Source organism: Thermogemmatispora tikiterensis (assembly GCF_003268475.1).
Classification (GTDB): domain Bacteria; phylum Chloroflexota; class Ktedonobacteria; order Ktedonobacterales; family Ktedonobacteraceae; genus Thermogemmatispora; species Thermogemmatispora tikiterensis.
On record NZ_MCIF01000002.1, the window covers coordinates 5950700 to 5961682 of the forward strand.

10 protein-coding genes are annotated in these 10983 nt (G+C 59.9%); 3 read left to right on the top strand and 7 right to left on the bottom strand.

Going from position 1 to position 10983, the window contains the following annotated elements:
- Positions 1–948 (top strand): tyrosine-type recombinase/integrase (locus A4R35_RS24480; RefSeq protein WP_223258474.1); only part of this gene is annotated, 948 nt, incomplete at its 5' end.
- Positions 949–2449: 1501 nt separating this feature from the next.
- On the opposite strand, the gene A4R35_RS23680 is transcribed toward A4R35_RS24480, so the two are convergent.
- The 6 genes from A4R35_RS23680 to A4R35_RS23710 form a co-directional block, all read right to left on the bottom strand.
- Positions 2450–2896 (bottom strand): replication-relaxation family protein, encoded by a 447-nt coding sequence (locus A4R35_RS23680; protein WP_112433889.1) that lies wholly within the window; start codon positions 2894–2896, stop codon positions 2450–2452.
- A gap of 335 nt (positions 2897–3231) precedes the next feature.
- Complete coding sequence (locus A4R35_RS23685) at positions 3232–3792, bottom strand: DUF2690 domain-containing protein (RefSeq protein ID WP_112433891.1); 561 nt, start codon at positions 3790–3792, stop codon at positions 3232–3234.
- 251 nt (positions 3793–4043) lie between these two features.
- Positions 4044–6587 (bottom strand): VirB4 family type IV secretion system protein, encoded by a 2544-nt coding sequence (locus tag A4R35_RS23695; protein ID WP_189362276.1) that lies wholly within the window; start codon positions 6585–6587, stop codon positions 4044–4046.
- Entirely contained in the window at positions 6512–7045 is a 534-nt protein-coding gene (locus A4R35_RS25445; RefSeq protein ID WP_112433897.1) for a PrgI family protein, read from the bottom strand. Before A4R35_RS25445 ends, A4R35_RS23695 begins: the two co-directional genes overlap by 76 nt.
- 102 nt (positions 7046–7147) lie before the next feature.
- Complete coding sequence (locus A4R35_RS23705; protein ID WP_112433899.1) at positions 7148–7396, bottom strand: hypothetical protein; 249 nt, start codon at positions 7394–7396, stop codon at positions 7148–7150.
- A 65-nt stretch (positions 7397–7461) separates the two neighbouring features.
- A complete protein-coding gene (locus A4R35_RS23710; protein WP_112433901.1) occupies positions 7462–8265 on the bottom strand; it encodes a hypothetical protein in 804 nt (267 codons plus the stop codon).
- Between the two features lie 714 nt (positions 8266–8979).
- On the opposite strand from A4R35_RS23710, the gene A4R35_RS23715 reads away from it, so the two are divergent.
- Positions 8980–9654, top strand: coding sequence for a hypothetical protein (locus A4R35_RS23715; RefSeq protein ID WP_112433903.1), 675 nt, complete (start codon positions 8980–8982; stop codon positions 9652–9654).
- 218 nt (positions 9655–9872) lie between these two features.
- Positions 9873–10706, top strand: coding sequence for a hypothetical protein (locus A4R35_RS23720; protein ID WP_112433905.1), 834 nt, complete (start codon positions 9873–9875; stop codon positions 10704–10706).
- Between the two features lies 1 nt (position 10707).
- Here A4R35_RS23720 and A4R35_RS24880 read toward each other — a convergent pair.
- On the bottom strand, positions 10708–10983 hold a 276-nt coding region (locus A4R35_RS24880), incomplete at its 5' end, for a hypothetical protein (protein ID WP_223258475.1).

Here is a 10983-nt window from a genome sequence, read left to right on the forward strand (position 1 = left end):
GACCTTCCTTCGTCCTCTCTGCTCTCTCTGGCAACCCAGCCGACAGGGGCCAGGCGGAAGCAGGCGCGATCAAGCAGGCAGCAGACCAGGCACCTATCAGAGCAGCGCGTGGGACGTCAACCGCGCCGACAGCATATCGAGGCACTTGTTGAGGCCTATCTGCAGAGTCAGATTGGGGGCAATCGAAGCCCCAAGACCATTGAGTGGCACCGCACCTCGCTCACGCTCCTGCGACGGTTTCTGCAGCAACAGCGGGGAGTCACGGAGATCGAAGCGGTGGAGGCTGAGGATATCAGCGCCTGGTTTACCTACCTGCGTACGACGCGCGGCTCTCATGGCAGGCAGCGCAGGGAGCGCACGGTACAAACGTATGCGCGTTCAGCTCGGGCCTTTTTCCACTGGCTGGAGCGCCGGCGTCTGCTGGAGGAGAATGTGTTTGATCTGGTACCATTTCCCCGGGCAGGCCGTCCTCTCATCGAGACGCTGACCGATGAGGAGTTCGAACGGTTACTCGCTGCCTGTGCGCCGCCCAGGAAAACCGGTCGGCTGGCGAAGAGGGCTACAGCTCGCAATCGAGCGATTCTGTGGGTGTTGTACGATACGGGCATACGGCTCTCGGAACTACTCACCCTATGCCTGGATAAGGTGGACCGGCGGCGGGGAGTGATCACGGTCTGGGGGAAAGGGGCTAAGGAGCGACGGGTGGCCCTGGGAGAGAACTGCCAGATCGATGACCCGGCAGGTGGGGGCCAGACGCCACAGTCCCTGTCTGGTGCTAAAGACGTCCAGGTTCGGCGGAATCAGCTCCTGTCCCGCTGCTGCATTCAGACGAGCGATGGCCTCGCGCACATCCTTGCGCAGGAACTTGCGGTGAGAGTCGAAGGCCTCCCCCAACCGCTTCGGCGTGGCTTCCTCGTCGGAGAGGCCGTGACCGAAGACGTCCTCTAGCAGTTTCTCTCGACTCACCTCTTCGCCGCGCAGCCAGGCGAGATAAGCCAGCAATTGGATCCGTTTGGCATTGGGGACAAGTGGGACCTGCACGCATCTGCCATCGGGGGCTACCAGCTCCAGCTGCACTTCCTTGAGTAACCTGATCCTCACATACTCCCCACAGGGGCCTTCCCTGCCCTGGTCCAGAACAGGTGGCTCACCAGTCGGAACGTGGACAGCAGAGAAACCCGATGAGGAAGCCGCAGAGATGGGGAGGTTGTTTCCACCAGCTGAGGCATCTGGTGGAGACAAGGGGGGAGCAGTCCTGTCAGTCAACTGCTCGGGTCTTGCTGAGATGCTCTCGTGTGACTCGCTGGGAGGAAGCAGATCCTGAGAGAGCTGGGGAAGGTCCAGCGGAGGGGCAGACGATGTGGGAAGCGGCAGGCCAACCCGTGGCTTTGGGGCCGCTTCGAGAGGAAAGGAAACTGGCTGAGTCAGAGCAGCGCTCTCGGTCTGTTGCGGAATGAGTATAGATCTGACCGGGGAAGCCGCTGCTTTCTCAGGCGAAGATTGCCGGGCGGGAAATGCTGGACTGCTCATCACACTGATCTCCCGCTGACCTCCCTGAGAGGGTTGCCTGATCTGCCTGGTCAGGATGGGTTCTCCCGACTCCCCTGCTGCACTTTCGGACACGAGTGAGCCGATGCTCCTGATGAGCCAGCAACAGATGACGATGATCGGAGCGATCAAGAGCGGGGAAAGAACCTTGATGGTCAGAAGCATGATAAGGCGACGATTGCTCTCCAGTTGCCACAGTTCGGGGAAATGGGTGACATGCGTGCGGAAGAGGGTCCAGTTCGGCAGGGTCCAGAGCACTGTGGCAAGAAGCGAGGCTGCGACGGTGAGCAGCGCGGTCATCATGGGCATCAGCCAGGCCTGGCGGTGACGAGCGTGCGGCTTTCTCTCTGTCTCTGCATGGCGGGGCATGGTGTATGGTTCTCCAGGAAACTGGTCCAGGGACCCTCTCGACGCAGGGCCTGCCTCCCAGATGAATGCAGGGAAGGCACTGGAAAGGACGATCCAGCCAGCTGTCGGGAGCCGTCGCCATTCGAGCGGAAGAGCAGGAGTTTCCCCTCCTGGGCGGTTCTCACCCTGGCTTCTGCTGTTTTCATACTCTAGTAGTATACAATGAACAAACGGGTACTGCACGCTTCTACCCTGCCTAACCTGTGCTGAGCACAGAAACGTTCCTGGACGAGGTTCACCGGCAGTCAGGGATGAATCTCCCCAAAATCAGGTGCTCTTTGAATCCTCTCAGATCCTCCCTCCGCTCTCGAAGGGCGGAGGTAATCACAATCAGCGCACCTGACGATCCGTGCCAGCTCCGACTGAAGCTCTCCTCTGATGAGTGCAAGGAGCCAGCGGGAGCGGCCTGGGAACTCCCTGGAAACCTGGTGGGAGCAGCCTGGAAAGCACATGGTAAGCGCCTGGGAGAGCTGGCACAGAGCAAGGAGGAGGATCAGAGAAACGAGAACAGGCTGGCAAAGTGAAGGAGCTGTGGAAGGATGCTCCTGATGCCTGTGCGCGCTACTTCCTCTTCGAGGAGCATCACGACTGGGAGGAGGTGCGCCTGGATCTCACGAAGCACACTCTCTATGGTGGTGGCTGTGTGCTTGCTCTGAACAACCATCACAATAGGGGGTAAAATCGTCTGAGCCTCCTCCTGGTAATCGGCATAGGCGGCAAACTTCTGCTCATATTCCCGCGCAGAGGTGGTTCCCCGATCATATTCCAGCAGCAGGCGGTAGGGTCTTGAGGAGTCTCCCACGGTATAGAGCAACTCCGCGTCGGGGCGGACAAGGAGACTTTGGCTGCTGGAACGATCCCACCACCAGCGAAGGGCCTCGCGAGCATTGAGCCAGGCCAGAATTTCATAGGTTCCGGTTTGCCTCCCGCCTGAGGATATTGGGCATACAACTGTTGAGCGAGCAGCGTGAGCTGCTCACTCGACGATGCCCGGAGCAGAAAGACCTGCTCGCGGCGTGTCCCTGCCAGCTCCAGGGCAAACGCCTCATCTGACGAGCACGCCTGGAACCAGTTCTCCATTGCGGCGGCCTGACGTTCGCCCTCCTCATGAGGTAAAACCATTAAAAGAGGTATATTGCTATTTCGATTGTTGTAATGAAGAAGCCATGCCAGTCGTCGTCTCCTGCTCATTGCGCCTCCTTCTTTTCTTCCTGGCACTGTCTGCCTGCTGGCATGCTGGTGCCAGCAGGTCAGGCAAACAGCTCAGGCTCTCAGTCAGGCTCTCAGATTGACACCAGGAATCGTTGCCAACACCACCCGAGTGGGTCCAATAATGATCCCAATCGTGACGGTGGGGATCGTGGCGTAGATCATGTTGGAGTAGATCTCTGGGGTGGTCGAGAGAAAGGAGGCGTTCCCGCCTGTGCCCAACTCAGGAATGAACACCGTCATGCTCTTACCAGACAAAAAGCTGAAGCCCCGTCCCCAGTAGGTATTGCAAGAGGGGGAGTGGCGCATCTGCGCCAGGCCAATCTGTTCGGACCCATCAAGGATCGGCTCCTCGGTCACCGTTTCAGCATCGGAGGCGCACCCGCCCTGAATGGGGTCTGCCCCATTACAAAACGTCGGTTTCTCCCTGGGAGGCACAGTAGCGCAGGTCTCAAACGAAGCTGCCCTGGCGAAACTGGGCGGAGTCGGTGTCAGGAACAGCAGACTCCCCAGGAAGAGGAGTGACACCGTTACCACGAACAGCAGCCCCGGAAGAAGAAGGCGCGTCCATCTGGATGCACGTGAACGGAACGACAGACTGATGGAAGGAACACACGTTGTTGACATCAGCTCTCTTCTCCTTAGTTTTCTATGAGGTGGCGGCGTCCATCTTACACGCCATGCCAGAGATTCCTGCCTACATTGCCAGCAATCCGTACCAGAACAGGTGCCATGAAGTGGTGCTGGCTTCCACTGCACAGCCAATGACGACGGCGAGCAGTGTGATGAGCACTAACGCAATCAGATGCTGCACGAATGGGTCTTGCAGCCGTTTCATGAGCCGAGCGGGGAGCTGGCTGTGTCGAGGGCGTCTCAGTCTATGAGTGCTGCGCATGAGACTCATCCTTTCTGAGGGGAGAACTCTCCCGAGAAGACTGCAGCTGAGCTGAGCGCGCGCGCTCCCGAAGCCGCCTGCGTTCCTGCGGGTCCGTGGTGAACAGAGCGCGGTGGAAAGGGATGGAAGCTACCTGGATGGCTGCATAGTCGTTCCCGCAGCGCATGACGGCCTGGCCCGGGATCGCCTCGGTCAACGTGCGCTCCAGCTCCGGAGAAAGGCAGAGCTTTTCCGCAGCGTTACGCTGCATGCCCAGGAAGAACGCGGTGCCAGCGTTGGCCAGGATGACCTGCCCTTCCTCCAGGAAGTCCCGCGGATGCTGTGAGAGCGTGAGCTGGGCGATCCCGAGCTTTCTGAACCCCCTGGACCCACTTTCGAGGTACCTGCGCCCTGCTGGATGGCGCAGCATGTAGGATGCCTCCTCGACGATGTAGGCCAAATAGCGCTCGTCTCGTCGCAGCGCCCGGTGGCGATACAGGAAGTTCTGGACCACAAAGGTCATCAGCGGATACCACTTCTCGTCCAGGTCATGGATCGAGAAGATCGTCAGCGGTTTCTCCAGCTGGATGCTCGTCTCCCCGCAGAAGAGATATGAAGCCTTCTCCAGCCGCTCGATGAGCGATTGGCGCATCGCCTTAGAAGACGCCGGCGTCTGCTTCATGGTCTCTAGAAAGTCAGAGAGTGTCGGCGCTGGGAGCAGCAACGTCGTTGGATCGCGTCGGATCGCCTCGCTGGTCAGGCCTCTGGCGGCATACGTTGCGCGCGCCACGGCCATCAGATACGCCTCTTCGAGTTTCGAAAGCGTCGTCTCGGCATCGCAAATCAGCAGGGTCAGCCCTGCCAACAGGTGGTTATCCAGGAACTCGGCCAACAGGTCTGCTGGATCAGCTGGATCGACATCGCTGGGAGCAAAGGGCAGGTCAAAAAAGTTGATTGGGCAGCCGCGCGCCAGATTATAGCGCTGGCTCTCCCCTCGCAAGAACTCGTGGAGCGGCAGGTAATCGTCGTCATGGTCCAGCACGACCACGTCGGCGACGCCCAGCCCCATGAAGCCAGTTGCGAAGGTCTTGCCCAGCCAGCTTTTCCCCATGCCCGTCTCGCCCACCACGACTACATGGGGATTGGGAATCTTACGCTCCTCCGACCAGGGATTGAAGTAGACCGGGCGCCGACTGAACCCAGACCCGATGAAGCCCAGAAAGACGCCCGTGGGTGTTCCCACCACGCCAGAACAGGTGTGCAGGAACGTGGATATGGCGTCACTGGGCAAGTTCACCGTCTGGGAGAGGTCTGGGGGCAGGCAGATCGGCAGACTCAACTGGAGGCCGACATCGTGAAGCCTTCGGCATTCCCGAACGCGCAGTTGCTTTTGCCGCAGGTGCGAGAGCAGGTAATGGGAACGCTGTTCCAGGTGCTCTCGGCTTCCTGCGTGGATGCCGATGATGAGGCTCGTGGCGAACACCTTCATACGCCGTGCTGCCAACTCGCGCAAGACGCGGCGCACCTGCTCAGCCTCGACACTCTGATTGGCCTTCGTGATCTTGAGCGTCTTCTGGTCCGAGATCCGCTGGCTCTCCAGCTTGACCAGGTGCATCTCCAGGCGTGCGATCATGAAGGCGGTATCGATAGGATCAAAGGAACTGGAAATCACCATCGGCAGCCCCAACTCGGAGAGATCTGCCAGCCAGCCGCACAGCAACTGGTGGCCGTAGCCGGTAACGCTAAAGTAGCGCTGGTAGCGTGTGTTCCCGCGTACCGTGACCTCCAGCGTCTCCGGGTGCACCTCGATGCTGGATGGAGCCACCAGGTCGGCCAGATTGAGGACTCCAGCCTCGAAGCGGGCCTGTTCGTCTGTGCTTTCGTGGACAAATTGGCCGTGGAGTCCGCGAATAGACTTCCAGCGGTCCCCGCGCCCGGTCCCTTTTGCTCTTCCGTTCTCGGCCAGAGAGAGGGCCGCAAAAGCTGCCTCATCCATGTCCACCGCGCGGAACGCGGGAACCTCAGCTCCAGGCGCCAGGCACGATGCAAACAGACGAAGGAGGTCCGGGTCATCGAGCAGCCACGCCCGAACTTCGAGCTGCTGAAACAGCTTTTTGACAACCGACGTGCGGATGCGCAACTGGTCGAGCACCTGTTCGCGGGTGACAATCTCCTCTGCTTTGGGCAAGAGCAGGCGAAACAGCGTACTGAGCAGGCCACGCCTGGCCCCATCGGTGCGACGCCGAATCGCCTCCTCGCGAGCTGAGACGGAGATGACCACGAAATGCCGTGTGATCGTGCAACTCTGCAGGTGTCGCTGCTGGAACTCGACGCTGGCTTGTTGGAGCTTTGCCAGACGTGTGCTGCCCTGGATGCGAGGAACAGCCGCCCGCTGCGCGATCAGTGCCGGGTAGATTGCTGGTTGCACCTGTTCGATAGACGAGATGAACTGGAGCCGGAACTCGCAGCCGGTCAGAAAGCGCTCGAAGTGACTGTAGATCCGAACCTGCTCTGCTTCCGGCAGATAGCGGATGTTGCGTCCTTCCACTTCCAGTACAGTACTACCCAGTAACGCCCTCGGTTGGGGCTTCTGCCACCAGGCTCGCTGTACCCCATAATTCCCCCGGAGAGGTGATCCAGGTGCACCCAGGTGGTCTGAACGGCGGGCACCTTGCCCGATCTGCTCAAGGCGCGCGCGCGCGCCTCGGCGGACTGCCAGCTCGTATGTTTGGGAAGGAACAGGAACCGAGCATACACGTAGAGCCATTGGAGCAATGACTGGCCCTCAACCTGCCCATGCACCAGAATGAGCACTGGCACGGCGAGTACTGCACACACCACGATGCGAGTGAGCAATGGGAGTCCTGCGGTGAGCGTGAACAGGCCAACACCAGCTCCAATATCGGTGAGCAGCTGCTGTAAAGACATCCCGAAAATCTTCTCTTCAAACTGGAAGAGATGGGTCGGGACCGCTTTGACCAGTGGGTTTTCGTCGTGTGCCTGCATCTCATCTGATGAGACAAGCGCAGGCCCTCTGGGGACATGGCGGGTGCGGGTCGTCGCCCGTCTACAGAGAGCCTGCCCGTCTCCCTCCTTTCTCAGTCAGGACTAGAGCATTTTGCCCAGACCCGTGGCCAGACTCACGAAGGCGCTGGCCCCGGCAATAATCGCCGCGCAGATAAAGACCCGCTTGAGCTTTGCCCACCTCTCAGTCCGCGCCGTGGGAGACTGGTCGTTGTCGAGCATGATGGCGATCGCATACACCGCCACCATCAGGCCGGCGATTGTGATGCCAATCTTGGCAGCATTTTGCTGCAACAGGGTCACAATCTCGTTCAAAGCGTTGAGTGCCTCCATGTTTCCTCCTTTCTTGCTTTCGGTGGTAGTCGTTCTGACAAGAGGTGGCGACGGCCTGTGCTCCCTCAGACAGCAGCCAACAGGGCGGCGGCCCTGATGGCGATTCCTACCAGGTTCCCGATCCCCGTTGTGGTCGCGCCAGGGGTAGCAGCAAAGCGCGAGAGCAGGCCCGGAATCTCAGCCGTCAGGTTGAGCAGCGCAATCGCCAGAATCATGCCAGTCAAACCGGTGCGTTCGGTGGCAATGAGAAATTGGAAACCCAGCTCAAATGTGAGAAATTGAAGAAACTGGGTAAATATCGTGACAACATAGATTCGAGCCCAGAAGGCGAACCAGGGAGCTGTCTGGGGATGGAACGATAGGAGGAAGGCTGGACCGCTGAGAACAAATAATACATTAAAGAAAACGATACGTTTGACTGCCTGGAAGATGATGCGTATGAAGCTGAGCCCGGCGACAATCGTGAGGACAAAGGAAAGGCTCAGCAGTTGCGTGTTGTTGAACGATTGGCCGCCGTTCACCTGGCGAATCAGGCCCTGAACGTCTGCTGGGAGCAAGGCGCACAGCAGATTATTCAGCATGAGAAGATCCTGCTCGATGAAGAAGCTCAGATGAATCAACAGAGCTGTCACGATGGCTTTGGCTAATAACTGACTCAGTGGCATGGAGAGCGTACCGGTGCTCTGGCTGTACATGATCTGGGTCGCCCCAATGATGAGTATCAGGACGAAAAAGGCATCTGCCACGGCTGTCATGGTAGTCCATACTCCGATGACCACGCGGTTCGCCGTGGTGAACTCTGGAGGAGTCGTGATAATGAGGTCGACCAGAGACTGCATGGTCTGGAAGAGCGAGATCACTGGGTCCACAGCTATTCCTCCTGCTGCGTTTCGAGTGTTTGCAGGCTGCAAAGTGAATGTCGCGTCTGTTGCGACAAACAGCGTAGCGAGCAGACTCGGGAGGTGCCTGGGATAGGTGACGGCCTGGGCTGGGAAGATGTTCGGTAGCGGGCAGGAGGCAGACAGGAAAGGAGAGGACCTGGGTGGAAACCATCCTGTGCCTTGGGGTTCCGGGTCAGGCACGCCGGCAGCGCAAGGTCCTGCGCTCTTCTGGCGTGGCTGGCAGGGGTGACAGGTGAGGCGAGTGTGGCGTGTCATCAAGAATGCCATTGCAGAGAAAGAGAGCAGGAACAACCCCATCTCGGGCCTTCTGGCGAGCCTTGAAGGATAGGCTACAGGCGCTGGTACTCCCCTGGTGGAAGGTCAAGTGAAGTCCCTGAGTAGGGGGACCCGGTCAGGTGCGCCTTCCTGCTCCTGCAACCGCTCCAGGGTGATTCCCGTGGAGAACCCTGCACGTTTCCGCGCCGTTCCTGCTCCATACCGGTGTTCTTCCTCTCCTTGCCTGCTACAGTAGCAGTGTCCTTGCAAGGACACCGAGATGTTTTGTATGAAGCCTCGCCTGCACAGGGTTGACACCTGGAGGAGTGTCCCTGTGCACGGCGAAGCGCCGGGTTGCAGAGGAGACGCCATGCCACAGGAAGAACCCTGGTGGAGGGAGGAGAACGGTTCCCAGGAGGTGGTTTCATGTCTCATCTGCTGCTCGTAGAAACACTGATCCTGCTGCTGATCCTGTGTGTCAGTGGTTTCCAGACAGTGCTGCTGTGTCGTCCGCGTTGGCGCACGGCCATCGTGCAGGCCCTGCGCTGCTGGCGAGACCGGTGCGTGGATTGGTCCAGGCGAGTGAGGCAGTTATTAGCGCCATGTCAGAAGGACCGGTGTCAGGAAGAGCTGCATCCGCTGCACGAGGCAGTCCGCGAGCTAAGCTGCTGCCTGGCCCCTCTGGCTGGTCCTGAACGGAATAGCGCAGCCAGAGGATGTGCTCAGGAGCTGCAGGATCTGGTCAAAGTCCTTTCCCACCTGGAGGGCAGCGCGCGGGTCCAACCGGGGGATGTAGAGTTCTTGCAGACATGGCTTTCAGACGTTGAGCGGCGTGCCCATGCCTGCATCCAGCGGAGCCGAGAGGGCCGGCAGGAGGTCTGGAAGCTCCTCACAGCAGCGCAAGAGGATCTGGCGGTCTGTGGGAATCGCTTCTGTGCTACCGGACAGAAACGCTTCCGGGAACTGGAGGGAGCGCTCTGGTTACTCTCCCTCCAGAACATGGAGGAGCACGTCCCAGCGGAGCTGTGTCTGCATTATGCCCGGTTGCTGAAGCAGCAGATCGCTCTCTACTGCTACTCTTATGCACAGGGACTGATCTGACAGCTCCTACTCTGCTTCAGAGTGCCCTAGCCGTAGTGTCGTAGTGTGTGTAATCGTACGTAAGAAAGAACGTGCCACCTGTACGATGGCGATCCGGTGTTGCGAGACTGGGAGCGCGTGCAGGTGGTGCGTGGAAGAGCACCATCGGCAGAGATCCCTCGTCGAGCGACGGGAGCGTCTGCACAGCGTGGACCAGCGCGATGAAAGCGAGGGAATCCATGTCTGATCTCTCGGATCGACTCTCTGTCGACCTGCAGCCGGCGATGACGGCTTTCTTGCAGACCATCGTCGCTGCTCAGAAGCAGGGGCTGACGCGAGCCGCTTTGAAGCAGCAGCGTGATATGCAGCTTGCGACACTCAAGCGGCAAAGGGTCATCTTAGAGCAGCTGGCGTTGCAAGGCAACGAAGCAGCTCTACCTGCCGCGCTCGAGGTGCTGCTACAGGAATGGGCTGTGGAGCAGGCGTGTGAGGTGCTCCTGATACACCCGGGCGGCCCAATCACTCCGGCAGACCAGGACCTGCGTCAGAGGTTCTGGCACTGGCTGGAGCGTCAACGGGCCGGCCTGGTGGCAGAACTCAGCGTTCTGCTCTCCCGGGGACATGAGGAACGGGCACAGGCCGAGGTCCGGCGGAATGCCCACTGGGAGCCGTTCATTCGCCAGTTCATCCGGGACCAGGCTGCTCAGCAGCAGTTCTGGCAACGGGCAGCCTACGACGGTCTGCAGCAGCAGCGCCAGGTCCAGCAGGAGAGTCAGGCCATTGCGGCTCGCTGGTCGGCTGTTGCCCTGCAGGGCATACAGCAGGCACAGGCAAGTGTCTCACAGGCCCAACAGGGGGCGCAGCAGATGTATGCCTTCGCCGGGCAGGTCCAGTCCCAAGCGGTCGACCTGCTGCGCGTGACGCACCAGTGCCAGCAGGTCGAGGTTGGGGAAGCGGTCTGGCGGCTGAACAGGAAGAGATGGTGCACCCGACTGGGGTGTGCGTGTGGGATGGTGCTGGCCATTCCACTGCTGCTCCTGCTGTGCTACCTGATCCTGACCCACCTCTACTAGTCTACTCGCCAAGGATGCCCAGACCGGGGCGATTCCTGGCGGCTCCCTGAGCCGGGGGAGTGAGGGCAACCGTGCCCACGGTTCCATCTGGATCCTGGATGGAGGCAAGTGCCTGGGAACAGGGTCTCCAGCGCGTGTGCGGCTCAGAGAGCGGCGCAGTGCGCACCCGTGAACAGGGTGGACGGGAAGCGTCCAGATCGTTCTCCCGAGATGCTGGGAAGGCGGCAACGCCTGCAAGCTCTCCCTGAGCCTGGGAAGGCAGGCAGCAGTGTCTGCG